The sequence below is a fragment of the Mycolicibacterium novocastrense genome, from assembly GCF_001499835.1.
Lineage (GTDB): Bacteria > Actinomycetota > Actinomycetes > Mycobacteriales > Mycobacteriaceae > Mycobacterium > Mycobacterium novocastrense.
Genome location: NZ_LQIH01000019.1, coordinates 1 through 25,561 on the forward strand (window position 1 = coordinate 1; position 25,561 = coordinate 25,561).

At 65.6% G+C, this 25,561-nt stretch carries 28 protein-coding genes; 7 read left to right on the forward strand and 21 right to left on the reverse strand.

The features are described from left to right. Window positions 1-184 precede the first annotated feature (184 nt). From AU072_RS15055 to AU072_RS15080, 6 genes are all read right to left on the reverse strand, one after another. Window positions 185-1,318, reverse strand: coding sequence for a glycoside hydrolase 5 family protein (locus tag AU072_RS15055; RefSeq protein WP_064414526.1), 1,134 nt, complete (start codon window positions 1,316-1,318; stop codon window positions 185-187). Between the two features lie 121 nt (window positions 1,319-1,439). After that, window positions 1,440-2,594: an acyl-CoA dehydrogenase family protein gene (locus AU072_RS15060; protein WP_064414527.1), complete on the reverse strand. Its 1,155-nt coding sequence runs from the start codon at window positions 2,592-2,594 to the stop codon at window positions 1,440-1,442. Further along, window positions 2,587-3,780 carry an acyl-CoA dehydrogenase family protein gene (locus AU072_RS15065; RefSeq protein WP_064414589.1) on the reverse strand — a complete coding sequence of 398 codons (1,194 nt, stop codon included), beginning with the start codon at window positions 3,778-3,780 and terminating at the stop codon, window positions 2,587-2,589. The genes AU072_RS15060 and AU072_RS15065 overlap by 8 nt, the downstream gene beginning before the upstream one ends. Before the next feature lie 57 nt (window positions 3,781-3,837). Further along, the gene (locus tag AU072_RS15070; RefSeq protein WP_064414590.1) at window positions 3,838-4,668 is read right to left on the reverse strand and encodes an LLM class F420-dependent oxidoreductase; all 831 of its coding nucleotides are present in this window, start codon (window positions 4,666-4,668) and stop codon (window positions 3,838-3,840) included. A gap of 57 nt (window positions 4,669-4,725) precedes the next feature. After that, the gene (locus AU072_RS15075; protein ID WP_064414528.1) at window positions 4,726-5,301 is read right to left on the reverse strand and encodes a COG4315 family predicted lipoprotein; all 576 of its coding nucleotides are present in this window, start codon (window positions 5,299-5,301) and stop codon (window positions 4,726-4,728) included. Window positions 5,302-5,339: 38 nt separating this feature from the next. Next, window positions 5,340-6,326: a glycoside hydrolase family 6 protein gene (locus AU072_RS15080; protein ID WP_120271021.1), complete on the reverse strand. Its 987-nt coding sequence runs from the start codon at window positions 6,324-6,326 to the stop codon at window positions 5,340-5,342. Between the two features lie 155 nt (window positions 6,327-6,481). On the opposite strand from AU072_RS15080, the gene AU072_RS15085 reads away from it, so the two are divergent. After that, window positions 6,482-7,510, forward strand: coding sequence for a fused (3R)-hydroxyacyl-ACP dehydratase subunits HadA/HadB (locus tag AU072_RS15085; protein WP_064414529.1), 1,029 nt, complete (start codon window positions 6,482-6,484; stop codon window positions 7,508-7,510). A 9-nt stretch (window positions 7,511-7,519) separates the two neighbouring features. Here AU072_RS15085 and AU072_RS15090 read toward each other — a convergent pair whose 3' ends face one another. After that, window positions 7,520-8,113 carry a TetR/AcrR family transcriptional regulator gene (locus AU072_RS15090; RefSeq protein WP_064414530.1) on the reverse strand — a complete coding sequence of 198 codons (594 nt, stop codon included), beginning with the start codon at window positions 8,111-8,113 and terminating at the stop codon, window positions 7,520-7,522. A gap of 155 nt (window positions 8,114-8,268) precedes the next feature. Here AU072_RS15090 and AU072_RS15095 point away from each other — a divergent pair, with 155 nt between their 5' ends. The 3 genes from AU072_RS15095 to AU072_RS15105 are packed head-to-tail and all read left to right on the forward strand — an operon-like array spanning window position 8,269 to window position 10,592. After that, on the forward strand, window positions 8,269-9,540 hold the full coding sequence (locus AU072_RS15095) for a cytochrome P450 (RefSeq protein WP_064414531.1): 1,272 nt from the start codon (window positions 8,269-8,271) through the stop codon (window positions 9,538-9,540). 1 nt (window position 9,541) lies between these two features. Further along, window positions 9,542-9,748, forward strand: a complete 207-nt coding sequence (locus tag AU072_RS15100) for a ferredoxin (protein ID WP_064414532.1) — start codon at window positions 9,542-9,544, stop codon at window positions 9,746-9,748. After that, complete coding sequence (locus AU072_RS15105; protein WP_064414533.1) at window positions 9,738-10,592, forward strand: SDR family NAD(P)-dependent oxidoreductase; 855 nt, start codon at window positions 9,738-9,740, stop codon at window positions 10,590-10,592. The genes AU072_RS15100 and AU072_RS15105 overlap by 11 nt, the downstream gene beginning before the upstream one ends. A 14-nt stretch (window positions 10,593-10,606) precedes the next feature. Here the strand turns inward: AU072_RS15105 and AU072_RS15110 are convergent, their stop codons facing one another. Continuing rightward, the gene (locus tag AU072_RS15110; protein ID WP_407937605.1) at window positions 10,607-10,840 is read right to left on the reverse strand and encodes a hypothetical protein; all 234 of its coding nucleotides are present in this window, start codon (window positions 10,838-10,840) and stop codon (window positions 10,607-10,609) included. A gap of 225 nt (window positions 10,841-11,065) precedes the next feature. Then, on the reverse strand, window positions 11,066-11,779 hold the full coding sequence (locus AU072_RS15115; RefSeq protein ID WP_064414535.1) for a DUF1326 domain-containing protein: 714 nt from the start codon (window positions 11,777-11,779) through the stop codon (window positions 11,066-11,068). Between the two features lie 102 nt (window positions 11,780-11,881). Here AU072_RS15115 and AU072_RS15120 point away from each other — a divergent pair, with 102 nt between their 5' ends. Continuing rightward, the gene (locus tag AU072_RS15120) at window positions 11,882-12,343 is read left to right on the forward strand and encodes a rhodanese-like domain-containing protein (protein WP_064414536.1); all 462 of its coding nucleotides are present in this window, start codon (window positions 11,882-11,884) and stop codon (window positions 12,341-12,343) included. A gap of 24 nt (window positions 12,344-12,367) precedes the next feature. Here AU072_RS15120 and AU072_RS15125 read toward each other — a convergent pair whose 3' ends face one another. From AU072_RS15125 to lpqS, 3 genes are all read right to left on the reverse strand, one after another. Next, on the reverse strand, window positions 12,368-13,630 hold the full coding sequence (locus AU072_RS15125) for an MDR family MFS transporter (protein WP_064414537.1): 1,263 nt from the start codon (window positions 13,628-13,630) through the stop codon (window positions 12,368-12,370). Further along, the gene (locus AU072_RS15130) at window positions 13,627-14,736 is read right to left on the reverse strand and encodes a PLP-dependent cysteine synthase family protein (RefSeq protein ID WP_064414538.1); all 1,110 of its coding nucleotides are present in this window, start codon (window positions 14,734-14,736) and stop codon (window positions 13,627-13,629) included. The genes AU072_RS15125 and AU072_RS15130 overlap by 4 nt, the downstream gene beginning before the upstream one ends. A 112-nt stretch (window positions 14,737-14,848) precedes the next feature. After that, entirely contained in the window at window positions 14,849-15,262 is a 414-nt protein-coding gene (gene lpqS / locus AU072_RS15135) for a putative copper homeostasis (lipo)protein LpqS (protein ID WP_064402213.1), read from the reverse strand. Window positions 15,263-15,549: 287 nt separating this feature from the next. Here lpqS and AU072_RS15140 point away from each other — a divergent pair, with 287 nt between their 5' ends. Beyond that, entirely contained in the window at window positions 15,550-16,281 is a 732-nt protein-coding gene (locus AU072_RS15140; RefSeq protein ID WP_407937606.1) for a DUF305 domain-containing protein, read from the forward strand. A gap of 59 nt (window positions 16,282-16,340) precedes the next feature. Here the strand turns inward: AU072_RS15140 and AU072_RS15145 are convergent, their stop codons facing one another. From AU072_RS15145 to AU072_RS15180, 9 genes are all read right to left on the reverse strand, one after another. After that, the gene (locus AU072_RS15145; protein WP_235629881.1) at window positions 16,341-17,498 is read right to left on the reverse strand and encodes a sensor histidine kinase; all 1,158 of its coding nucleotides are present in this window, start codon (window positions 17,496-17,498) and stop codon (window positions 16,341-16,343) included. After that, window positions 17,495-18,253, reverse strand: a complete 759-nt coding sequence (locus AU072_RS15150; RefSeq protein WP_064414593.1) for a response regulator — start codon at window positions 18,251-18,253, stop codon at window positions 17,495-17,497. The genes AU072_RS15145 and AU072_RS15150 overlap by 4 nt, the downstream gene beginning before the upstream one ends. A gap of 129 nt (window positions 18,254-18,382) precedes the next feature. Continuing rightward, window positions 18,383-20,653 (reverse strand): catalase, encoded by a 2,271-nt coding sequence (locus AU072_RS15155; protein ID WP_064414540.1) that lies wholly within the window; start codon window positions 20,651-20,653, stop codon window positions 18,383-18,385. A gap of 194 nt (window positions 20,654-20,847) precedes the next feature. Continuing rightward, window positions 20,848-21,477, reverse strand: a complete 630-nt coding sequence (locus AU072_RS15160; RefSeq protein ID WP_064414541.1) for a carboxymuconolactone decarboxylase family protein — start codon at window positions 21,475-21,477, stop codon at window positions 20,848-20,850. Further along, on the reverse strand, window positions 21,474-22,229 hold the full coding sequence (locus tag AU072_RS15165) for an SDR family NAD(P)-dependent oxidoreductase (RefSeq protein WP_064414542.1): 756 nt from the start codon (window positions 22,227-22,229) through the stop codon (window positions 21,474-21,476). The genes AU072_RS15160 and AU072_RS15165 overlap by 4 nt, the downstream gene beginning before the upstream one ends. A gap of 39 nt (window positions 22,230-22,268) precedes the next feature. Continuing rightward, window positions 22,269-22,409 carry a hypothetical protein gene (locus tag AU072_RS28325; RefSeq protein ID WP_165595603.1) on the reverse strand — a complete coding sequence of 47 codons (141 nt, stop codon included), beginning with the start codon at window positions 22,407-22,409 and terminating at the stop codon, window positions 22,269-22,271. After that, the gene (locus AU072_RS15170; protein ID WP_064414543.1) at window positions 22,406-22,870 is read right to left on the reverse strand and encodes a hypothetical protein; all 465 of its coding nucleotides are present in this window, start codon (window positions 22,868-22,870) and stop codon (window positions 22,406-22,408) included. Before AU072_RS15170 ends, AU072_RS28325 begins: the two co-directional genes overlap by 4 nt. After that, the gene (locus AU072_RS15175; protein WP_064414544.1) at window positions 22,867-23,391 is read right to left on the reverse strand and encodes a hypothetical protein; all 525 of its coding nucleotides are present in this window, start codon (window positions 23,389-23,391) and stop codon (window positions 22,867-22,869) included. The genes AU072_RS15170 and AU072_RS15175 overlap by 4 nt, the downstream gene beginning before the upstream one ends. 31 nt (window positions 23,392-23,422) lie before the next feature. Further along, entirely contained in the window at window positions 23,423-24,790 is a 1,368-nt protein-coding gene (locus AU072_RS15180; RefSeq protein ID WP_064414545.1) for an aromatic ring-hydroxylating oxygenase subunit alpha, read from the reverse strand. A gap of 204 nt (window positions 24,791-24,994) precedes the next feature. On the opposite strand from AU072_RS15180, the gene AU072_RS15185 reads away from it, so the two are divergent. Then, window positions 24,995-25,558 carry a hypothetical protein gene (locus tag AU072_RS15185; RefSeq protein WP_133147290.1) on the forward strand — a complete coding sequence of 188 codons (564 nt, stop codon included), beginning with the start codon at window positions 24,995-24,997 and terminating at the stop codon, window positions 25,556-25,558. Window positions 25,559-25,561 lie beyond the last annotated feature (3 nt).

A 25,561-nucleotide genomic window follows, 5' to 3' on the forward strand; every position in this document is an offset into this window, starting at 1 on the left:
CAACGGTCCCACCCTGCCCAGGCCCCCGCGGCGAACGCGCCGAATGGAAATGGTACGACCCCTACGAACCCCAACCACCACCAAGCGATAACTAGGGCTTGTGGCCTAAACACTCTGGCGAGCAGCATTTTTCGCCGTCAGATTTCAAGAGAAGGCAAGAATTCCGTCGCGTGTGGCGACGTCTTCAGGTACTCACCCCGACCAGCTTCTGGATGAAGCGGATCTCATCGTTGTTGTGTGCGTTGCCGTCCGGGTGGATCAGGTCGGAGAACCACGTGTCCGGAAGCGTCGTATAGGGCTCATTCCAGGAGTCCCACGGAAGGTACGTCTGCGTCCGCCCGGCGACGAATCCCCAGTTGTAGGCGCCGACGTTGCGCCGCTTGGCAATCGGCAGGATGCCCTCGACGGTGCTGCCGAGATTACGGGCGAGGTACTCGGTGCACAGGATCGGCCGGCCCAGCGGAGTGAGCTCATCGATGCGGTCCTCGAACTCGGACGGCTCGGCATAGCTGTGGAAGCTGATGATGTCCGAGAGCTCGAGCTGCAGGCTGGCGATCTCACTGCGGCTGCCGGGGTCTCGCCAATGCCCCTGCCATACCCCGCTGGTCAACGGTTGGATCGGCTTGACCGCTCGCACCCACTGAAACACGTGCGGCAGGAACGCCGTCACCAGCTTCTGCTTGTCGGGATGCTCGACCTTGCGGTAGTCCTTCGCTGGGTTGTCCGGCTCGTTCCACACGTCCCACCCCAGCACCCGGGGATCGTTGCGGAAGAGGCCGACCACGCCGGTGACATAGCTCTGCAGTACGCGCGTGTAGGCCGGGTCCTGCAGTCGATGCGCACCGGGACTCTGGACCCAGCCCGAGTTGTGCACTCCCTTGATCGGAGCCCGCTGAGGCCCGGCCTTGGGCAATGGATCCCAACACGAGTCGAACAGCACGAACAGCGGCTTGATGTTGTGACTGGCCGCGATCGAGACGAACTGAGACAGCCGTTGGCTGAATCCGGCTCGGTCCGCCGCCCACAGCTGGTCGTGCAGGAACACCCGCATGGTGTTCATCCCGATCCGCCTGGCCACGCTCAGCTCGCCGGAGATGCGACGCGGGTCGAAGGTGCCCGCCTGAAACATCTCGAGCTGATTGACCGCGTTCGAGGTGACATAGTTGGCGCCGAGCAGCCAACCCTGCTCCCCATACCAGGCGTTGGCGCGGTCAACCGACCATCGCCCCGTCTCGGCCGCAGCGGCGGAGGGCAGCTTGGTCAGTGCCGCGGCGGCTGCAAGGTACAGCGGAAGTTTGAGGGCGGTTCGCCGGCGCACCTTGTGAACATAGTGTTCACGACCGTTGCGATCGGTCCTCGTGTCTCATCTTGCAACGCAACGGGTTTCGAATCGTTATCAATAGGGTGAGCCGAGTCACCCTGTTGCCGACCAGACAGGCTCAGACCGCGAGCCCGTCGGCCACCCGCGGCACCCGCTCCGCCTCCGCGCCGTCGAGCACCATCGCCGCGACCCGGTCCCGGTGTTGTTCGGCGCTGCCCAGCAGAACCGCGTTCGTCGCGGCGCGCTTGTAATACAGATGCGCCTGGTGTTCCCAGGTGAACCCGATGCCACCGTGCACCTGGATGGTGTCGTTGGCGACGTGGCTCAGGGCGCCCGAGCAGACCGCCTGGGCGATGCTGGTGGCCAGCGCCGGATCATCGGATCCGTCCGCCAGCGCCCAGATCGCGTGATAGGCAGTCGACCTCGCGTGCTCGACGTCGACGAGCAGGTTCGCGAGCCGATGCTTGACCGCCTGAAACGATCCGATCGGCCTGCCGAACTGCAGTCGCGACTTCGCGTACTCCACCGACAGGTCCAGCAGATGCTGGGCGGCGCCCACCTGCTCCACCGCGAGAAGCGCCGCACCGACCTGTAGCGCATGGTCGATGACCCGGGCGGCTTCCTCGGCCCCGGCGATCACGCGGGCGGGCGCCTCGGTGAACGTCACGTTCGCCTCGGAGCGGGTGAGATCGAGCGTGGCCAGCGGCGTGCGCTGCACTCCGTCGGCGGTGCCGTCAACGGCATACAGGACGACGCCGTCGTCGCTCCGCGCGGCGACCAGCAGGACGTCGGCGATGCCGCCGTCGACCACCTGACTCACCGTGCCCGACAACGCATCTCCCGCAGCGGTCACCGTGACGGCGTCGGGATCGAATGCGCCGCCGCGGTCCACCACGGCGAAGGCCGCGGTGCGTCGACCCTCGACGAGGTCACCGAGCAGCTCGTCGCGCACCGGCCCGGATGGGGCGGCCACCAGAGCCGGAATCGCCAGGTAAACCGTCCCGAACAGCGGCCCACACGCCAACCGTGCCCCCAGCTCCTCGATGGCCACGGCCTGATCGACGAGCGTTCCGCCGACTCCGCCGTCGGCCTCGGGCACCGACAGACCCAGCACGCCGAGCTCGCCGCCGAGCCGTGCCCACACCTTGGGATCGAACGGCAGGTCGGACTCCATCAACCCGCGGACGGTCTCCTCCGAGAAATGCTCGGCGCTGAACTTGCGCACCGCGTCGCGCAATTGACCCTGTTCCTCGGTGAACTTGTACTCAGCCACGGGGGATCTCCTTCCACGGCATGCCGGCGTCGGCACGCAGGTCGCCGGGCAACCCGAGGATGCGTTCACCGAGGATGTTGCGCATCACCTCAGACGTCCCGCCTTCGATGGTGTTCGCACGGCTGCGCAGGTACCGCTGCTGGATGGGGCCCTGCCAGTCCCTTTCGCCGGTCGCCGCGCCCTGCTGATAGCCGTGGTACAGGATCCCCTCTGGCCCAAGGAAATCCATGCACCACTGGTAGATGTCCTGGTTGAGCTCGGCCCCGACCAACTTGCCGACCGATCCTTCCGGGCCGGGTCCGCCGACCGTCGCGGCCGCGCGTGACCGTTCGGAGGTGAGCCGTTGTGCCTCCGAGCGCAGCCACAGCTGCGTGAGGCGGTCGCGCAGCACCGGGGTGTGGCGTTCGGGCCGCGATGCCCACAGTCCGGTCGCGTCGGCGATGGTGCCGGCGCCGCGCCTGCTGCCGCTGCCGCCGAGTGCGGTGCGTTCGTTCATCAGCGTCGTCATCGCGACGGCCCAGCCGTTGTCGACCTCGCCGAGGCGGTGCTTGTCCGGGATGCGGGCGTCGCTGAAGTAGACCTCGTTGAACTCCGCCTGACCCGTCATCTGGCGCAGCGGTCGCGTTTCGACGCCGTCGCCGTGCATGTCGATGACGAAGTACGTCAGGCCTTTGTGCTTGGGCACATCGGGATTGGTGCGCGCGAGCAGCAGCCCCCAGCGGGCTCGATGCGCCAGGCTGGTCCACACCTTCTGGCCGTTGATGACCCAGTCGTCTCCGTCGCGCACAGCCGACGTGGCCAGACCGGCGAGGTCGGAGCCGGCGCCCGGCTCGGAGAACAACTGGCACCACAGGTCGTCTGTGGTTGCCAACGGGCGCAACCACTTTCGTTTGACGTCCTCGGTCTGGGCGTGTTCGCGGATGGTCGGCGCTGCCATGCCGTAGCCCATCGGGTTCAGACCGAGGGGTACGGGGCCGCCCGCACCCTGCAAGATGCGGTCGGCGACGGCCTGCAGACCGCGGGACACTCCGAGCCCACCCAGGCCTTCGGGAAAGTGCACCCAGGTCAGACCTGCGTCGTAACAGGCGCCGAGGAATTCGGGGATCGGCACGTTCTTCGGGTCGTGGTCGGCGACGACCCCGCGCGCCAGTTCGGCGACCCGACCGGCATCAGCGTCATTGCTCATGGCTGTCACCATAGAAACTCGACGCGCGTCGAGGAACAGCGGTACCGGGTTGAGCGACTATCCGCGGTACTCGGCGATCTTGGCGGCGTAGTCGTCGAGAAGCCGCAGCGACTCGTCGCGCGGTTTGGTGGGCAGCAGCAGGTTGGCCTGCCGGTAGCCGAGGTCCTCGAGAGCGCGCCAGTAGTCCGGATCCGCGGGCGTGCCGAACGTCGTCAACGGCACGTCGTGACCCGCGCCCTCCCGCATCTGCTCGATTCGTTTCGCCAGCCTCTCGACCGGTAGTGGGTTGGAGATCCAGCCGGCGCCATGGCGGATCACCCGCTTGACCGTGGCGTCGGAGTCACCGCCGATGACGATTGGCGGGTGGGGCTTCTGCACCGGCTTCGGCCGCAGGAACGACGATTCGAAGTCGACGAAACGTCCGTGATACTCGGCGGGCTCATCGGTCCACAACGCTTTGATGGCCTCGATGCGTTCGTCCAGCAAGGCCCCGCGGGTCTTGGGGTCGGTGCCGTGGTGGCGCAACTCCTCGATGTTCCACCCCGCGCCCACACCGAGCACGAACCGGCCGCCCGAGATCAGGTCGATGCTGGCGGCCTCCTTGGCGGTGATGATCGGATCGCGCTGGATCAGCAGCGCGATGCCGGTGACCAGCTCGATCTTCGAGGTCACCGCCGCTGCCGCGGCCAGCGTGACGAACGGATCCAGGGTGCGGTAGTAGATCTTCGGCAGGTCCCCGCCCATGGGATACGGCGACTGCCTGCTCGCCGGGATGTGGGTGTGCTCGGCGACGACGAGCGCGTCGAAGCCGCGCTCCTCGACGGCGCGGGCCAACGACACGGTGTCGATCGTGTCGGCGTTGACGAAGGTTGAGATCCCGAAGTCCATGCCGCCCTCGCTTTCGTCGATGCGCATGCCAACGCCGGCGCGCGACGCGGCTATTCCTCAGGCCAGTGGTTCACCGAACTTGGTCAGCACATGCCATTCCCCGCCGAACATATCGAGACCCTGCCCGTGGGCGTCCCTGTCGGTCTGATCGCCCGCATACCGGTAGAGCGGGTGGCCTCGGTACGTCACCTGCTCGCCCTCGTCGCGACGCGGAACGATCTTGGCCGCCGCGACGTCGATGCCGATACCGCCGGCCGGATCCGCGTCCGCCAACAGGGGCAGCCAGGTGTCGGCGCACTCGCCGTAGCAGGTGGGTTCGTTCGGACCGTCCTCCGAGAAGACGTACAGCGTGCGGCCGGTGCTGTCGACGATGATCTGCCCGAGGTCACCGCGATCGTCGATGCCGAGCGAGACGTCCCCGATCGGCGGCTTCCGCTCGATCGACGGCGGCGGATTGGGCGCCGGCGTACGCGGCTCGGTGCGCGGTGCGGCCAACGAAGTTTGGGTGCCGGACGCCGCGGCCGTCGCCGTGCTGTGGGTCTCCTTGTTCTCGAGCGCGGCGCACCCGGACAGCGCCGTGAGGCTGACCATCAGGATCGACGCGCACATCGGCGACGTTCGTGGCGTGGGCATGATCAATCCATTTCCTTCGGTCTCACCGCTCAAACGTGTCAACGACCCGCATTGCTCGCCAACTCGATCACGTACGAGTTGACGAAATCACCGGCAGGCGGGTCACCCTTACCGCATGTCCCGTCGGATTCGCCGGGCCGCTTCACCCACAGATAGGCGTCGGCGTGCGGACCCGCGGTGGCCGTGGTCGGCGCGACACCCAACGCCCTTCCGCTGGGGTTGCACCAATAGAGCTCGCCCTCGGCGGGCCCGTTGCCGTTGCGGGACGTGTCGATCACGTAGTGCTTACCGTTCGTCAGGCCCGAAATCGCTTCGCCGTAACCGATTTCATCTTCGGTGGTGAAGAAGTTCGCGACGTTGAGGCTGAACCCTCGCGCACGCTCCACACCGGCCTGGTTGAGGCGCGACGCCATCTCCTCGGGGCTGTGCCAGCGCAGGTGGCCCGCGTCGACGTACACCGCGGTCGACGGGTTGCGGGTCAGGGCGTCCACCGCGTAGCGGATCAGGTCGAAGCGTTCCTGACGCTGATCTCCTGACAAACAGTCGGCCATGGCGAGCGCGTCGGGTTCGACGATGACCGCTGCGGGCACCGGACCGATGTCGGCGGCGATGCCGTCGATCCACTGACGGTACGCCTCACCGGATCCATGACCGCCCGCGGCGAAGCTTCCGCAGTCGCGGTGCGGGATCCCGTAAATGGCGAACACCGGTATGGCGCCGGCGGCGGCCGCGTCGCCCGCGTACTTGGCCACCGTCGACGCCGACGAGCCCGGCACCAGCCAGTAGGCCTGCGGGGTGTTGGCGACCGCGCTCAGTTCGGGGCTGGGCGGGTCCGCAGCCTGTGCGGCGCGCATCGCCTTCGACGTCGGGTTGACGTAGAAGGGTTTGCCCGCCAACGGGTTGGCCTCGCTGACCAAGCGCACTGTCGGCGCCGGGCCGGCGAGGAGCGTCGCGGAGGCGACGACCGCCAAGGTGAGGACGGGGGCGGTCAATCGCGCGACCGCGCGGGCAGCTGAGGACATCACCCCAGGGAAATTAATGGCTCGCGATCGGGCCCGCCAATTCGGCCCTGGTAACCGACCGTGCAGCCTGCGGCCATGCTCGGCGAGGGTTCATGGCTGCGCGCGTTAGTGTGCTGGGGTCGGGCTCACCGACAAACCGGCAGAAAAGATGAGCATCCATGACCGCAGCACCTGAGACGTCGGCTATCGAAGCGCGGGTCGGCCATTGGTACCAGATGGCCGACCCCTACCTCGTCGGCCGCGAGAAGGTGCGCGAATACGCCCGAGCGGTGCAGGACTACCACCCCGCGCACTGGGACGTCGCTGCCGCCGCTGAGCTGGGATATTCGGGTCTGGTAGCGCCGCTGACGTTCACGTCGGCCCCGGCCATGTCGTGTAACCGGCACATGTTCGAGCAGGTGGTCGTCGGTTACGACACCTACCTGCAGACCGAAGAGGTCTTCGAGCAGCACCGCCCGATCGTGGCCGGCGACGAGCTGGTCATCGACGTCGAGTTGACGTCGGTGCGCCGGATCGCGGGCCGGGATCTGATCACCGTGACCAACACCTTCACCGACACCGCCGGCGAGCGGGTGCACACCCTGCACACCACGGTCGTCGGGCTGACCAGCGAAGACGTGGATCCGGACATCATGACCGCCGTCCACGCCAAGATGATGCACGACGTGGACATCTTCGCGGTCAGCGAGGCTGAGGGCACATACGAAAAGACCGTGCGACCCGAGAGCGAGGCCCGGATCGCCGATGGCTCGGACCGGCCACCGGGCACGCCGTCGTTCGACGAGCTGAACGTCGGCGACGAGCTACCGGTGCGCCACACGCGGTTGTCCCGCGGCGACCTGGTCAACTACGCCGGCGTCGCCGGTGACGCCAACCCGATCCACTGGGACGAGGACATCGCCAAGCTGGCCGGACTTCCCGACGTGATCGCCCACGGCATGCTCACCATGGGCCTCGGCGCAGGGTTCGTGTCGGCCTGGTCGGGCGACCCGGGCGCGGTGACCCGCTACGCGGTGCGGCTCTCCGCACCGGCGATCGTCTCCGCCCAAGAGGGCGCCGACATCGAGTTCAGCGGCAGGGTCAAGTCGCTGGATCCTGCGACCCGCTCGGGCGTGATCGTGGTGGCGGCCAGATCCGCCGGGAAGAAGATCTTCGGGCTGGCGACCATGAACATCCGCTTCCGCTGACCGCCGTCCTCAACCGTCGGCCCGCCCGTCACGCGATTGCGGTGCGCGCAATCCGAGCGTGCGGCGCCCGGCCGCAATCAGTTGATCGCGCAGCGTCTCCTCGTCGACGTCGCCATAGTCGAGGCCCGCGGCGGATGCGACCCCCGACATGACGAGCGCCGCTTTCACCTGGCCGGCCAACCCCGGCTCGACATCGGCGAGCAGGCGCATCTGACGGTCGACGACCGCGGCCCAATCCGGTCGGGTCCGCAGCAGTGCGACGACACCGGGGTCGCCGGTGAACAGCGGTATCAGCTCGCGGTTCGCGGCGGCCAGCGCTGCGTAGCCGCGCAGCAGATGGTCCGCACGGGCGCGACGGGCGCGGTGGGTCTCGGCGGCAGCCACGATCGCGGCGACCTCTTCGATGAGCGGTTCCATGACGGCGGTGAGCAGTTCCTCGCGGGTGCGGAAGTGGTGGTAGATCGCGGACTTGGTCAGGCCGAGCTCGTCGGAGATCATCTGCAGCGACGTTCCGGCGACGCTGTGTTGTTTGAACAGGTCGATCGCTACGTCGATGAGGCGCTGCCGGGTCGGGGCACCGGCGTCCGTCAAGGGGTCGCTCACGGGATTCTCTCTGTCGGATTGCTTACACCGCTCACCTTAGCTGACCAGTCGTACAGGGCGATGCTGTACGGTTGGTCAGGACTGAGCTTTACGATTGGTCAGGCGACAAGGAGCTTGTCGCAGCATCCCGTCACCGCATATCCCGAGGAGCGCTGTTGACCACGCTGGAAACGCTCGACTTCTTCCATGACGACGCGTTGATCGCGGACCCGTATCCCGTCCTGGCCCGGATGCGCGAGACAAGCCCGGTGCTGCGCGAGCCGGTGCACGGCGTCATGGTGGTCACCGGCTACGACGAAGTGCTGTCGGTCGTCGGCGATCCGGAGACGTTCTCCTCGTGCAACTCCACGACGGGTTTTCTGGCCGGCTTCCCGGTTTCCCTGGAGGGTCTTGACGGCGCGGAGGTCCGCGCGCTGATCGAAGCCCATCGCGACAAGCTGCCGTTCAGTGACCAATTGCCGTCATTCGACCCGCCCAAGCACACCGCCCATCGGTCACTTCTCTCGCGTTTGATCACACCCAAGCGCCTCAAAGAGAACGAGGAGTTCATGTGGCGCCTCGCCGACAGAGTGCTCGACCCCTTCCTGGCGGCCGGCGGCGGCGAGTTCATCAGGGAAGTCGCCAACCCGTTCGCGCTCCTGGTCATCGCCGACTTGTTGGGTGTTCCCGAAGAGGACCACGCCGAGCTCACCGCCGAGTTGACCCGTGACGTCGCCCTGGGCAGCGCCGGTGGGGGAACCGTGATGGCGCACTCGCCGCTCGAGTACCTCTACGCGCGCTTCACCGACTACATCGACGAGCGACGCCAGTCACCGCGCGGTGACGTCATGACCGAGATGGCCTTGGCCACCTTTCCGGACGGATCGGTGCCCGAGGTCATCGACGTGGTTCGCGTTGCGGCCAACCTCTTTTCGGCCGGCCAGGAGACGACGGTCCGACTCCTGTCCTCTGCGCTCAAGATGCTGGCCGAGGACGCGGGACTGACGGAGCGGCTACGCGAGGCTCCGGAGGCGATCCCCAACTTCATCGAGGAGGCGCTGCGGTTCGAAAGCCCGATCAAGGGCGACTTCAGGTTGGCCCGTGCCGCGACGACGGTCGGCGGGGTCGAGGTTCCGGCGGGTACGACCCTGATGGTGCACTTCGGCGCCGCCAACCGTGACCCCCGCCAGTTCGAGAACCCGGATGTGTTCGATCCTGATCGGTCGAATGCGCGCCGGCACATCGGATTCGGACGTGGCGTGCACAGCTGTATCGGTGCTCCGCTGGCGCGTTCGGAGGGCCGAGTGCTCCTTCGGCGGCTGCTCGAGCGCAGCGCCGAAGTGCGCATCGACGACGCCGCACACGGCCCCGCCGGAAGTCGGCGCTTCGATTACGTCCCCACCTACATCCTGCGCGGACTCACCGATCTACACGTGAAGGTGGCCTGAGATGAGGGTTTCCGTCGACGACGATGCGTGCCGCGGACACGGAGTCTGCGTATCGCTGTGTCCGTCGGTGTTCGTCATCGCCGACCTCGGCTATGCGGAGACGACAGATCCCGAAATACCCGCCGCTCTGGAAGTTTCGGTGATCGACGCCGCGCAGAGCTGTCCCGAAAGCGCCATACACGTCGCCAAGGAGAACCATGTCAACTGACTTCGATCGCAAGGGACGCAAGGCCTTCGACCTGTCCGGCAAGGTCGTCGTGATGGTGGGAGCGGGACAGAGTCCCGGCCCCGGCATGGGCAACGGGCGGGCCATCTCGCTTCTGGCGGCGCGCCATGGCGCGGAGGTCGTCGCCGTCGATGTGAACCCCGCAGCGGTGAAGGAAACGGTCGAGATGATCGTCGCCGAAGGTGGAAACGCCTACGCCATCGAAGCCGACGTCGCCAGTAAAGACGATTGCCAGAGGATCTTCGACACCGCGATGTCGACCAGCGGTCACGTGGACGGGATGGTGTACAGCGTGGCGACCAATCCCCCGTTCGACTTTGAGACCAACTCGATGACCGTCGAGAACTTCAACCACGGCATCAACGTCAACATGCTGGGCTGCTATCACTGCAATCTCTTTGCCGCCCAGTGCATGGAGCGCAACGACGGCGACACCGCCGGAAGCATCGTCAACATCTCGTCGATCGCCAGCGTCAAGAACGAGCTCGGCCTGAACATCGGCATCATGCCCTACGCATTGGGCAAATGCGGTCTGAACCACATCACCGAACTGGCCGCCGTCCAGTTCGCCGAGGCCGGAATCCGGGTCAACGCATTGATGTTGGGGCCCATCAACTCCGTACTGGCCAATCGGGATTCGCAATCGCTGTTCGGAGTGGACGCCGACGAGGCGACCGAACGGCACAACGACGTCGTCAAGCTCAAGATGGGCCGCGCCAGCGTCTGGGAATCGGCGTACGCCGCGCTCTATCTACTCGCCGACGAATCGCGGTTCATGACCGGACAACAGATCCGCCTGGACGGTGGCGCCACTTTGGTCCGGTGACACCACCGACGGGGTCAACAGAGCCGCAGGAGCGCGCGGCTGACGATGTCCATCGCCGCACCGGTCGAGATGCCGAGGTCCGCGCTGATCATGTTGACCGCGTCCGGCGCCAGGACACCGACGCTGGTGGCGGCGCAGGCCCGGTAGCCCTGCGTGACCAGTTCCTCGGCCGTCAGGAATGAATACCGCGGTTGGAGGTCACGCAGGAACTCGTCCTCGGTCGCTCCGGCGGGTGCCGCTACCGCCACGGCAACCATGAGACCTACCGCCGAGGCGGCAACGCAGAGGTAACGCATTCGAACCCCCTTGAGTCAGTCGTCCGAGGTCCAGGGACGACATCTGGTGGTCGGCTGATTCGATGGTAATTTCGCGCGCGTCCGCTCGGAAGGAAATCAGCAAATACCGTCGACGTTGCCGACCCACCACAAGGAGCCGCGCGTATATCCGAGGACCGGCGCCAGGGCCGTCAGAAATCAGGTGTGGCATTCACACTGCGACGCCCTGGTGGAGGTGGCCTCCAGAAGGTCTGCGTCGCCGCCGTCGGGCCGCCAGTCGAAGGGAAAGTGCTTGCTCGAGCCGCCGTGGTATTCGTGAGACCACTCGAACCCGGCGGCGTGATCACGCTCGACAACGCCCCACGTGGCGACCTGCCCGGGGCCGACCTCCGCTCCCGGCGCGTTGACGGTGGTGACGCGCCGATTCGGATCAGATGTGGGGCCGGTCAGCGCGCCGACCCGCACATCGACCTTCCCAGGAATCTCGGCGCGCCAGTAGGCCAGGTCATCTGCAGATTCAAACGTGATGGGGGCGTATTCGATGCGTAAATCGGCGATGAGAGATGCGAATTCGGCAGCCCAGCCGCCTTCCTTGCCGGTGAAGATCCGCTTCAGCGCGTGACGCTGGTCGGCGTCGGCACGGGCATCGATGTAGAACATCAACCTCATCATCGCGTTGGGATCACCGACCCACATGTTCCCCGTGAATTCCCCCAGAGAGATGACGTTCAACCCGGCGAGATCCACGTCGCCGAAGTACCCGTCACGGATGTGCCACACGAGGGTGAACAGACAGTCGCCGTGCGTGGGCTCCTGAGCGAAGCTGCACGGGCAGGGCAGTTTGCAGCTACACACGTCGAACCAGTCGCCGCGAAGGTGCCAGTCGACCACTGTCGGGGTTGTCGTCGCCATCATCCGATCCTCTCCTCCATACCCCAGGGGGGTATCTGATGGTGGGACGATAGCTGCTCGCCGCACTGGTGCGCAAGTACCCCAGGGGGGTATCTTCGGAATATGTTCGAAGCATCTCGATCCACAGTGGTCACCCGATCGTCACGCCTGCTTGCCTCGGTACTGACGGCAGCCGGCGTAATGGGCTTGAGCGCGTGCGCGTCGGATGATGTTCTCCCGACCGCGACCTCGCGACTCGAGCCGGCGAGTGCCGCGCGGCTGGTCGACCCGGGGGAGTTCGCCGCAGCGATCGCCGAGCCCGATCGTGTGACCGTGAACGTGCACGTGCCCTTCGAGGGCGACATCCCGGGCACAGACCTGTCGATCCCGTTCGATCAGATCGCCGCGCGAACTGCGCTCCTTCCCGCCGATCGCAGCGCCCCCCTGGCCATCTACTGCCGCTCTGGACCGATGAGTACGATTGCGGCCCAATCACTTCGCGAGCTCGGCTACATCGACATCATCGAACTCCGCGGGGGCATGCGCGCGTGGCAGGCCGACGGCCGTCTGGTGTCGGGCGTCTGACATATCATTCTGAGGCGCAGTGCCTTACGGCCGTGTGATCGAAGTACGGACCGCCTGAGGCTGAAGTCTGCCGGTGCGGTCCAGCCGGTAGAGCGCGAAGGCCGCCGCCACCCCGATGGCGCTCAACACGAGCCACGTCAGCTCTGGCGCTCCGGCTTCGGCGGTCTTCTGCATGAGCGTTCCCGTGGCGAGATTGCCCAGGAGAATCCCGATTCCGACGATGGTGTTGTAGAACCCGTAGTGCGTTCCGACCAACCGGCCGGCGGCCAGCGATACCACCGTGTCCATTTCGAAAGGGAACACCGCGGCCGATCCGATTGCCAGCACTGCGGCACCGACGAGAAGTGCAACCACCGCAGCGATCTCGCCGGCACGGCTACCGTCGGGCAGCACGGCCATCGGGATGAATGATGACGCGAGAATCAGCAAGCCGATAACCAGCGAGTGCCCGGGCCCCCACCGCTCCGCGAACCACCGTGTGATCTTCAGCTGGCCGGCGACCGCGACCAGTCCGGAGATGACGAAGACACCCGCGACCACGAACGCTTCCGAATTCGGCATCAGGGCCTTTGCCTGTAGCGGTAGCGCCAGATAGACCTGGAAGGAGAGCACATACGAGCCGATCATTGCCGCCGCGAACAACAGGAAGGACCGGTTGGCCACGACGGTTCGCCAGTCGTCCAGTATCGAGGACTCTTCCCGGGGCTGGGTGGCGTTGTTCTGCGGGAGCGCGAAAAGTTGCGCGATTGTCAAAGCCGCGAATATCGCGGCCGCCGCAGCGGCTGCAATACGAAAGTCGAGGACCATCAGCGCCAGGCCGACCAGCGGACCGGCGAGGATGCCGCCCTGGTAGAAGACGTTGAACAGGGCGAAAGCCTCGACACGACGGGCGCCGGCATCGGCGGCGAGGTATGCGCGCACTGCCGGATTGAACAATGCCCCGGCGAAACCTGTTGCCGCCGAGGCGATCAGGACGGTGGGTAACGAGTCGGCGATGATCAGCATGCCGAAGCCGACGGTGCGCAGTAGACAACCGGCGACGATCAGCGGCTTGTATCCGATACGGTCGGCCAACGTTCCGCCGACGATGAACATGCCCTGCTGGGAGAAGTTGCGCACCCCCAGGACCAGGCCGACGGCCCAGGCGGCCAGCCCTAGCGGCCCGGCGAGGTAGCCGGCCAGATACGGCATCAGCATGTAGAAGCCGAGATTGATACCGAACTGGTTGATCATCAGCAGTCGGCTCGGCCATCCGAAACTGCGGAACTCGGCGACGAGACCCCTCATCGCATTGCCCCTACCGGGTCCACGATCGTTGCGCACCGTGTCCACGAGGACACCACCCGTTGTCTTGGATCGTTGATGACCTCCGGTTCGGCGGAAGGTGTTCCGTCCAGAAGACCGTGCTCGCGGCAGAATTCGTCGTTGTAGATGGTGTCGAAGTAGCGCTGTGGCCCATCGGGGAAGATCGCCGCGATCGTCATATCAGCTGGATAGCGGCGCGCCGCCCAGCCGGCGACCAGAGCCACCGCTCCGACACTCCAACCGCCACTGGCGTAATGGGTGGCTGCCATCGTGCGGCACGCCCACACGGCTTCGGCAGGGGCGACCCAATGGACCTCGTTGAAGGCCCCGTAGTCGACGTTTCCCGGATAAATGCTCGACCCCAGGCCGCGCATCAGCCGTGTCGAGGCCGGTTGGCCGAAGATGGTGGAACCCACCGTGTCGACCCCGATCAATTGCATGTCGGGGTTGAATTCCCGCAACACCCGCGCCACGCCGGCAGAGTGACCGCCGGTACCGACCGAGCAAACCAGCACGTCGACGGTGCCGAGTTGAGCGTGCAATTCCAAGGCCAGCCCGCGGTACGCATCGACGTTGTCGGGGTTGTTGTACTGATCCGGATACCACGCGCTCTCGTCGGCGGCCAGCACCTGCAGCACCCGGTCACGACGCGCCTGCTGCCAGCCGCCGTCGGGATGCGGCTCGGTCACCAGGTCGACATCGGCGCCATACGCCCGCAGCATTCGCTGGATGATCGGCTCCATGCCGGGATCTGTCACCAGGGTGACCGGATGCCGATAGACGGTGCCGGCCAGCGCCAGGCCCAAACCCAAAGTACCGCTAGTCGATTCGACTATTCGGCCACCTGGGCGGAGCGTACCGCTGGCCCGCGCCCGCTCCACCATGTACATGGCCGGGCGGTCCTTCATGCCACCAGGACTGAAACCCTCGAGCTTGGCCCAGAAGCCTCGATGGGCCGGCGCAAAGGGTTCTGCAATGCGCAACACCGGGGTGTGGCCGACCATCGTGCCCGGCCGGTCATAGCGGCCCAGGCATCTCTGACCAGGGGTGTGCGGTTTCAGATTATGAAGGGACAGAACGTGATTCATCTACATGCATCGCTTCTGCGTCGAGCCGCGGAAATCAACACGCGGCAGCTGAAGAGGGGGCGACGGTCTCCGACCGTGCCGCAACCAGGCGGCGTGGTCTGACGCCGCCGGATCAGCGTCGCGCGATGCAGAGCCGGGTGAGCAGCACCCGGCCGGACAGGACGGACGGTCGTGATTTGGGCGGGCCTCGGATGGCGGCCAGTGCCGGTTGATGCCAGCACGCCGCGACGACCGCGAGCGCAGCGATCAGCCCCAACAGCACCAGTGAGGTGGACGCGCGCGGAAGAACCGCCTCGGCGAGCGTATCCGGGGGCACGGTGGGCGACGCATCACCGATGTGCTGATGATCAAGGACTATCGGGTGATCACCGACGAGGGCCGACGAAAGTGCGTGTGGCCCGTGCGCCGGGGTGACCTCGTCGACTGGCAGCGCCCATTGGGCGGCGACGGCGACGAGCCACAGCGCCACGCCCAGCGCGAGCGCCGCGCGGATCCGCGACGCCGGGACGGCCATCTGGTATCTCACAATGTTGCCGAGGGTAGCAGCGGCATGGCGATCGCCTTACTCGCCCAAGGACTTGACGCCATCTCGTTATCGGGTCGCGACATCAGTGCTTCCGCGCATGCTTGAAGCCCTGATCAGAGCGTGTGCAGGGGATCCGCGACTCCGGGAACTGGGCGTCAGAATCTGGTCCATCCGCTGTTGAGAGCCGGGCTTCTTCATCAAATCTTGAGGGAACGACTACAGCAGCCCTACAGCCCTTCGAGAAGACTTACAGCGAATCGGTTCGTGATGGACGTGGAGGATGTGTGGTGAAGGTGAACAGACCCACTGCGGTCGCAGCGGCGGTGTTGGCCGCAGCGTCGGTGGTCGCAGCGTGTAGTGACTCTGGTACCAACCAGGAGACGACATCTCGTGCTACCACTCAAAGCGTGAGTGCAGCGCCGGCTGAAAGTCACAATCATGCCGACGTGATGTTCGCCCACCACATGATTCCGCATCACCAACAGGCGGTCGAGATGAGCGACATGATCTTGGAGAAGCAGGGCATCGACTCACGAGTGGCCGACATGGCGAGGCAGATCAAGGATGCGCAGGGCCCCGAGATCGAACAGATGCAGGGTTGGCTCGACCAGTGGGGTATGCCCGGACCGGGCGGGATGCCCGGGCCGGAAGGCACTGGTGGCAACATGCCCCCCGGTCATGGCGGAATGCATGGTTCTGGAACCGAAACCGTCTCTCCCCCAGGATCACCCGCACCGAGCGGGTCGATGATGCCGGGGATGCCGGGGATGGGAAACATGCCGGGCATGGAGGGGATGATGTCGACGGCCGATATGCAGGCCCTGCAGAACGCTGAAGGTGTCGAGGCCAGCAAGCTCTTTCTCACCCAGATGATTCAGCACCACCAGGGCGCGCTCACCATGGCGCAGAACGAGATCGACAACGGTCAGTATCCCGACGCCGTCGCGCTGGCCAAGTCAATAGTGAGCAGCCAGCAGAGGGAGATCGACACGATGAACGAGATACTCAAGTCGCTGTAGTGGTCCGCACCGCCACCGGATGACGCTGTTGATCATTCGACGGCGTGCTGCGCGTCGGGTCACGAGGTCACCGTCGGCGCGGCCTGATGCTTGTCGAAGGCGTACGCGCCGGTCGTTGGACGTAGGGGCATCGTCACGATGAAGGTGGTCCCTTCTCCGGGGCCGCGACTGGTCGCGCTGATGTGGCCGCCATGGGCCTCGGTCAGCGCCTTGGCGATTGCCAGCCCGATCCCCGCACCGCCCCGGTCACGGTCTCGGGCGGTGTCTGCCCGGTAGAAGCGCTCGAAGAGGTGCGGCAGATGTTCGGCGGCAACGCCCTCGCCGTCGTCGGAAACGGTGAACACCACATCAGTGCCGACAGTTCCGACAGCGAGGGTGACGTGGCCGCCCGCCGGAGTGTGCCGGAGAGCGTTGTCGAGCAGATTCCCGATCACCTGGGTCAGGCGCTGGCGGTCACCCCACAGTCGGGGCGCGTCGTCGAGCCGAACCTCCAGGGCCACACCATCTTCGGTGTAGCGATCGGCGAATGCGGCCTGCACCGTGCCGATCAGCTGGCCGGGGTCGACCCATTCGGGTGCGATGGTGGTGTGAGCCTCCTCGGCTTGCGCGAGCGCGGCGGCATCCGCCGAGAATCGCACCAGTCGCCCGGTCTGCTCACGCAGCATCGCGACGGTCTGTGTGTCGAGGGTTCTCACGCCGTCCTCGACGGCCTCCAGATAAGCCTCGAGCACCGCCACCGGGGTACGGATTTCGTGGGCCAGATCGCCGAACAACCGGCGGCGGGTCGATTCGACCGCCTGAAGCCGTTGCGCCATCTGGTTGAAAGAGGCTGCCAGCCCGTCGAATTCATCGCCCAGTTGCGGTGGTGTCACCCGGATGTCGTAGCGGCCCTCGGCGACGGTCGCTGCCGCAGCGGATATCTCGGCGACCGAGCGCTGTACGCGCCGGCTCAGGTAGACGGTGACCGCGAGAGCGGTCAAGGCCGCCACGACGATCGCGGTCCCCACCGAAATGGCCGTGGCGTGGCGGTAGGCCTGTTCGGCGTGGAACTGCTCACCGGAGTTATGTGGCACACCCGCCTGATGGAGGTGCTCACGAAACAACGGCGGACCGACCAGCGACGCCACCACCCACGTTGTGACGCCGACGGCAAGCAACACCAGTCCCTGCGCCAACAGCAACCGGCGGAGCATCCCGGTACCCGTCGGCGCACTCACCGCCCGGTCCCCATCCGGTACCCCACCCCGCGGACGGTGAAGACAAAGTTGGGCTCGGCAGGGTCGTCACCGAGTTTGCGCCGAAGATGTCCGACGTGGACATCGACGAGGTGGCGGTTGCCGACCCACGTTTCCCCCCAAATCGCTTCGATCAGCTGCCGGCGGCTCCACACCACACCGGGGCGTGACGACAGCGCGGCCAGAATGTCGAACTCGGTGCGCGTCAACGCGATCAACTTGTCACCGAGATACACCTGCCTACCGGCGACATCGATCGACAATGGACCAAACACCCGCGATGCCGGCACATCGGCGCTCGTCGATTCCGTTGCCGGGTCCGGTCCACCGACTGTGCGAGGTCGACGCAGCATGGCCCGGATCCGCGCGACCAACTCCCGTGGACTGAACGGCTTGGTCACGTAGTCGTCGGCGCCGACCGAGAGGCCGACGATCGTGTCGACCTCGGTATCGCGGGCGGTCAACATCACGACATAGGCGTCGGAGAACGTCCGCAGCTGCCGGCAGACCTCGACCCCGTCGATCCCGGGCAGGTTGAGATCCAACACCACCACATCCGGATCGACCTCACGTGCAACGTCGAGCGCTTCACCCCCCGTGTGCCGCACCGTGACGTCGAAATGCTCCCGCTCGAGATAGCTCGCCACCACTTCCGCCAGCGGCGCTTCATCGTCGACCACCAAGGCGCGGTAACTGTAGTCCGCACTGCAGGCAGACGATTGCGCGGCGGTATCCATCACCTCATCGTGCCGCTCAACCGCCCGCTTCTGGGCTGTTGCCGAAATCTTCACACAACCATCATCAAGCCGACCTGCCACTACCAGACCGCAGGCGGAGGTGGCGGTGTCGCCGCCCGGGCAGAACCGTCAGGCGACGACCACCCGGTCCCACACCCGGTGTTGGCCGAGCGCGTTGAGCAGTGACTGGGCCAGCGTCGCCGAATCGGAACCGGAGAACAGCCCGGGCCCGTCGGTCGGAACCGCCGCAGCGGCAGCAAGCTCGGCCCCCTCCGGCAGCACCGCGATCGCCTTGTGGTGCCGGAACGTCTCGTCGACAATCGTTTTCGCTTTGGCATTGGTCGGCGATCCCGCGATGAGGATCGCGTCGAACTCCACCGAGCGGGCGGTCGCGTAGGTGCGCGATATCGGAATGGGGGCGCCGTCGTGTTCGAGCGTGCCGCCGTGCGCGGCGACGACGAACGGCACGTTCTTGGCGTTCGCGATCGCGGTGACGGCGGCCGCCACGCCGGCGAGGTCGGAGTCCGGGCCCGTGAGGATGCCGATCTGGCGGCCCTCGACGGGCCATTCCTCACCGACTTGTGACACCGCGGGGCTGAGCACCACGGGATCGACGGGGGCGACGGTGGGAGCCGGCGCCTCGAGACCCAACCCCTCGGCCACCTTCGCGCACAGGTCGGCGTCGATGTTCGCCAGGGCCACCAACTGGCGCTCCTTGACCGCCTGCTCGTAGCACTTGCCGAGTTCGAAGGTGTACGCCTCGGCGACGTGCTCCTGTTCGGCCGCGCTCAGGCTGCGGTAGAACAGGGTCACCTGGCTGAAGTGGTCGTCGTAGGTGGCCGGTGCGTCGCGGCGTTTCGTCGATTCAGGAACGACGGTGGGCACCTCGATGAACGCACCGGTGTCCGCGCCCGCGAGGAACGGGCAACCGCCGTCCAGCGAGTTCGGCTTGTACGGTGCCACGCCGGGATGCACGCCGGACTGGTGGAACCCGTCGCGGAACATGTCGTTGACCGGAGCGTGGGGCCGGTTGATCGGGATGTGGCTGAAGTTCGGGCCCGCCAGCCTGGTGATCTGAGTGTCGAGATAGGAAAACAGCCGCGCCTGAAGCAGCGGGTCGTCGGTGATGTCGATCCCGGGCACCAGGTGGCCGGGGTGAAATGCCACCTGCTCGGTTTCGGCGAAGAAGTTCGTCACGTTGCGGTTGAGCTGAAGCGTCCCGATGACCTGCACCGGGGCCAATTCCTCGGGCACGATCTTCGTCGGGTCGAGCAAGTCGATGCCCTCGAACATCTGCTCCGGGGTGTCCGGGAACACCTGCACCCCGAGGTCCCACTCGGGGTAGACGCCCTTCTCGATCGCGTCCGCGAGGTCGCGTCGATGGAAGTCCGGATCCACCCCACCGGTGATCTGCGCTTCTTCCCACACCTGGGAGTGCACACCGAGCCGGGGCTTCCAGTGGAACTTCACCAGTGACGTGGATTCGTCGGTCCCGATCAACCGGAACGTGTGGACGCCGAACCCCTCCATCATTCGGTAGGACCGCGGAATTCCGCGATCGGACATGTTCCACATGGTGTGCGCCTGCGCTTCGGTGTGCAGCGAGACGAAGTCCCAGAAGGTGTCGTGTGCGCTCTGTGCCTGCGGGATCTCGCGATCCGGATGCGGTTTGGCGGCATGGACGACGTCGGGGAACTTGATACCGTCCTGGATGAAGAACACCGGGATGTTGTTACCGACGAGGTCGAAGGTGCCTTCGTGGGTGTAGAACTTGGTGGCGAAGCCGCGGGTGTCACGCACCGTGTCGGCCGAACCGCGGTTGCCCAGGACGGTGGAGAAGCGGACGAAGACCTCGGTCTCCGCGCCGGACTTCAGAAAGCCCGCCTTACAGATCTTCTCGGCGGCACCGTTGGCGCGGAACACACCGTGCGCACCCGCGCCGCGGGCGTGCACCACCCGCTCGGGGATCCGTTCGTGGTCGAAGTGGGTGATCTTCTCGCGGAGGTGGTGGTCCTGCAACAGAGTCGGCCCACGCTCGCCGGCCTTCAGGGAGTGGTCGGTGTCGTAGAGCCGCGCGCCTTGCGCGGTGGTGAGGTACGCACCCTGCTGCCCACGGGCGGTCATCGGTCCCTCGGCGGAAGCCCCCGTGGCCGTGCGCAGTTTCGGTGCAGTCTGATCGGGCTTCGGCGGCAGGGGCTCGCGCGGGGCGGTCGGCTCGTCGAACGACGGCGCCTCCGGACCGGGCGCGCCGGGAATGTAAGACGGATTGTGCTGGTCGGCCTGGCCCTCGCGCTTGAGTTCTTCGTTGCCGAGTAGCGTCCCGGCCGCCTCCTTGGCCTTGCCCTTGGCCTCTTCGACGATGCCCTTGACGGCTTCTTTGGGTGCGCGGTCGTCCGCCATCGATGTCTCCCTATCGCGACTGTCTCGGTGCCGATAACCGTCATTGACGGCAGGCCTGCTCGCGGCGGCGGGTTTCCATTCGGGAGCCACTTGAAACGTCTCGCAGGGCGGCCGGAGCGGATCACAGGGCCGCCGACGATCGGCTCGGGGTCAAAGCTGTTGCCGGACAGGCGCCGACCTGAATGTCGCTGCGGCTAGAGCTGACTGGTGCTGGTCGCGGGCAGCTCGGGTAGCGGCGGGCTGCCGGCGGGTGGGGCAAGACGCCAGGTGTCGAACGCCATTGCCAGCATCGCGTAGGTGCCGACGACGAAGATGAGTTCCATCGCCTGGTGCGTGCCGAGTTCGTCGGTGAGGCGTTGCCACGTAGCTTCCTCGGCGCGGCCCTGGCTGATCAGTTCGTCGGTGGCGTCGAGCACCAACCGGTCGGCACCGGCGAAACCCTCGTTACCCTTCGCGAGGCGCGCGATGTCTTCCTGCGGTACGCCGCCATCCGTCGCGACCTTGAAGTGCTCCCCCCAGAAGAAGGCGGACCGCCGGGTGAGCGCCACCCGTAGCACCGCCAGTTCGCGCAGGCGCAGCGGCAATTCGCCGCGCTGCAGCAGCCAACCGTTGAAGGTCAGGAATCGGCGGGCCATCTTGGGGTGGCGTGCGAGCAGGCCGATGATGTCGAACTTGAGGGGGTCGGCGGCATGGCCGGAACCCGCCCGGGGAACCTTCTGCCCCGGAAGGCCCATTAGTGCACCGAACGCGGCGTACTCGTCGTCACCCCATTCCTCGGCCGTCAGCGGTGTCAGCAGCGGCGGTGTGCTCTGGGTGCCCGTCATGTCCGGCGTCCTCCGTTGACGGGAATGACTTGGCCGGTGATGTAATCGGATTCGTCTTGACACAGGAAGATCGCGGCGTTGGCGATGTCCTCGGGCCGACCCGCGCGGCGGACCGGGGTGATCTTGGCGAAATGCTCCAGTGACGCGGTGAACCGCCCTTCCTCGATCGCCTTTTCCAACATCGGAGTGACCACCATGCCGGGCGGAATGGTGTTGACCGTGATGCCTTTCGGCCCCAGCTCCAACGCGAGACTCTTGGTGAATCCGATCACCCCGGCCTTGGAACTGACGTACGCCGCCATGCGGGACTGTCCGCCCTGTGCACTCGACGACGAGATGTTGACGATGCGACCCCACTGTGCGTCGAGCATGTCGGGCAGCACCACCTGGGTGCAGATGAACGGTCCGCGCAGGTTCACCGCCATCACCCGGTCCCATTGCTCGTCGGTGATCTCGGCGAACTTGCCGAACTGCTCGATGCCGGCGTTGTTGATCAGCATCAACACCGGGCCGAGGTCGGCTCGGACCTGGGCCACTGCGGACTCCACTGCGGCACGGTTTGAGACGTCGACGACGTAACCGGCGACCTTCGCGCCGTCGCGGCGCAAGCGGTCGACCTGGGTCTCGATTTCATCGGTGGTGATGTCGAATATCGCGACTTTCGCGCCACGTGCGGTGAGCGCCTCGGTGATGGCAAGGCCAAGGCCGGCGGCACCGCCGGTGACGATGGCGGTGGTGTCTTCGAACGGCATATTGGTAGAGCCCTTAGGAGAATTCGATGTGCAGGCGGGTCAGCCCGCGCAGGATGAAGGTCGGTAGGTAGGAGTAGCGGCGGCGAGAAAATCGTAGGGATCACGCAGTATTTCGTTGTCGGTGAAGAAGTCCACCTCGTCCAGATCAGCTGCTCTGGCCGCGGCCTCCGGCTTGGTCACTCCCCTGCCCCGCCGTCGTCGAAACTCGGCATCGGCGCGCCGCTAGGCATCTCCATCTGTAGATAGACGGCGATGCGCCGCACCTTGTCGTCGGCGTCGAACTCGTAGACCGACAGGGAATTGACCACGCTGCTGAAGTCACCGATGCGGCTACGTTCTTCGAGTTCGAGGAACACCAAATCCGGTGTCTCGGTTATCCTTTGGAACGAACAGTCCCAGTCCGATGACATGGCCCAGTTCGTCAGAAACTCGGTGTACTGGTTCCAGTCCATCACCTCTTTGAACGGACCGACGCGGACGAACTCATCGATGGCGATCAGTTCTCCGAGCGGTGCCCAGCTTTCGACGGTGAAGCCGGGCCGCTTCGCACTGTCGACCAATCGCTTGGTGATCTGGCTGTACTCCAGCACGGCACGCGACCGACCGGTTGTCGTGGTGAGGAGGTCGTCGATGGTTGTCATACCGTCACCCCCGCTTCAGCCAGGCGGCGCTCGAGCGCGTCCAGGTACTCGCCAGTGCCGTGGAACGGACCGTGGACACCGATGGCGACGTCCAGAAAGGCGTTGTATTCGTCGTTGACGTGGGTTTCCCACCGGGTGATCTGCCCGTGCTCGTCGGTATCGACGAAGCTGTACGAGTAGAAGCCCATCTTGACGTTGTCAGTCGTGTGACCCTCCCATCGGGTCTTCATCACGAAGCCGTGGTCGGCCGGCCAGTAGGCGAAATCGGCAGGCTTCCAGTCGGGAAAGCTCAGCGAATACGCCTTGGCCTCCATCGTGGAGGCCTTAGCGGTGTCCGCGGGAAACTCGCTGAGCTTGAACACCTCATCGCCGGTGAAGTACGGCGAGACGTAAACCCCGTCAGGAGCGAATTTCCACGTGTCCGCGAAGGCTTCACCGTCTTGCACACCTTGGCGCAAGTAGGCATCACGGTAGGCCTCGGCCATTCGGATGTGGTGCGCGATGCGCTCCTCGAGAGTCATTGTGTCTTCTTTCGATTTGATTTTGGATCCCTCAATTGGTCGCGGTGTTGGCCATGTAGCGGTCGATCACCGAATGGAAATGCGCGATGACGACTTCCTCTTTCACGAGCGACATGTGGTCGAGCCGGTCGTTGCGCAAACCCTTCTGCTGGCGAGGCATCTGCTCGTAGTCCTGCTGGAGCGCCTCGAAGTACTTGTAGCTGCCTGGCGTGTCCACCACGATCGCCTCGGCACGCACGGCTTCGCGGAACTCCTCCGGGACGTACATGTAGCTGGCCACGTGCCAGATGCAGCGGTTCGGGTCGCCGTCGGGGTGCGGTCTTGACATGATGACGTGGCATTCGCCTGCGCGAACGGTCATGAAGTAGTTGGGGAACAACACCCAGCCCTGGTTGTCGACCATCTGGCTGTCCGTCAGAGCGCTGACGTCGAGGCCCATGCCGGTCAACACCTCCCGGGTGGCCTGTTGCAGCAGGAGGCGAGGGGTGACGTCGTCCGGGAACGTGACCTTTCCGTCCTCGTCCTGATACGGCGCGAGGAGTTCCTGGAATCGCGGGATCACCGCAACAGTCCCGGGGAAGGTCTCCGGCAGCGCGAGCATGCCTTCGACCTGCTCCTGTGCACTGGCACCCGTGACCTCGAACGGAGCCATTGCGACACTGTGGTTTTCGAAGAACCGGTAACGCGCGGTCCTCGGATTGATGTGCAACACCTGCAACAGCTGAGGGTGGATGCCGTTGATGTGGTAGCCCTCCTCGAAGGCGTCCATGACGACCTTCCAGTTGCACTCGATGGCCTCGGTGACATCCATGACAGTGGTGAACTTGTCGATGTTGTAGGGCTCGAGCAACGTGACCACGTCCTCGCCCAGATACTCCCGTAGCGGCTGCGCCTCGGGGTCGGGGTTGAGGAAGATGAATCCGGCGAAGGTGTCGACCGACACCGCAAGCAGCGAGTTCTCGGTCTTGTCGATCGGCCCGGCGAGGTTCTCGCGCAGCAATCCCTTGAGCCTGCCCTCGAGGTCATACGACCAGAGATGGTACTGACACAGGAAGCCGCGCTTGGCATTTCCGGTCTCGGTGATGCACAGCGCGTTGCCGCGGTGCCTGCACGCGTTGACGAAACCGCGGAGTTTCTCGTCCTTTCCGCGCACGATGATGAACGACTGATCCATGATGTCGTACTTTTTCCAGTCGCCGGGTTTTGGCAGCTCGTCCACCCGGCCCACAATCTGCCACGCGCGCATCCAGATGTTCTCCCGCTCACCCGCGGCGTATTCGGGACAGGTGTAGCGGTCGGTGCGAATCGTCGTGTTGAACGTCCCCGGCTGGACGTCTTCCAGTCCGAGACCCAGCCCGGAGTCCGGGTCGAGCCATTCTCCTGGCCGCGTTGCTGGCATCAAGGGAGTCCTCCTCAGTCGGCGAGAGCACGCGGGGTGCCGGAATCCCATGCCGGACGAGGCTTGGCCCGCCTGGGCTGTGGCATGGATCCGAGCGTCCACCGCCTGTGACGTGATTCACCATATACACGAACGTATTGAAGATACAACCGTGTATAAAGGTGGTCGGGATCACACCTTTCGGAACGACCAAGGAGGCTGGCGTTGAGCAACTACCGACTTGACGTGGTCAGCGCCACCGTCGCGGATGCGGTGCGTCACGCCGGCGGGCTGATGTTCGACCGCGTTCGTGCGGGATGGCGCGTCGTCGTCGTCACCGAAGACACCGCCCACTCAACGGCGCTGACCATTCTCGGAACCCGCACCCGGTCGCCTGGGGAACCCGAGGAGATACCGGCGAAGGCTGGTCGGGTGATGCACATCCGAGTCCTGCCTGGCGATTCGCCTTCTGTGAACCGACGCACGACGGGGGTGACGCTGCCACGGGCCGGGCTGGGTTCGCAGTTTCTGTTCTGGGGACCGCGTGCCGACTGCGAGCCGGCTGAGCCCAAATACCCCGTCCGCCATGAGCTGAGTCCGGCGGCCCGGAGATTCAAGGGCTATGCCCTGCACGCCGCTGGGCTCGACACTCACGTCGAGCCATCGGAGCAGTTCTGGTCGAACGATGTCGTGGATGCAGACCTGTTCGCCGACCTCCTCCTCGACTCGCAGATCCGAACCGTCGAGTCCGTGGCTCGGCCGTCGTCGGCCAGTTTGGTGAGAGGATGACCC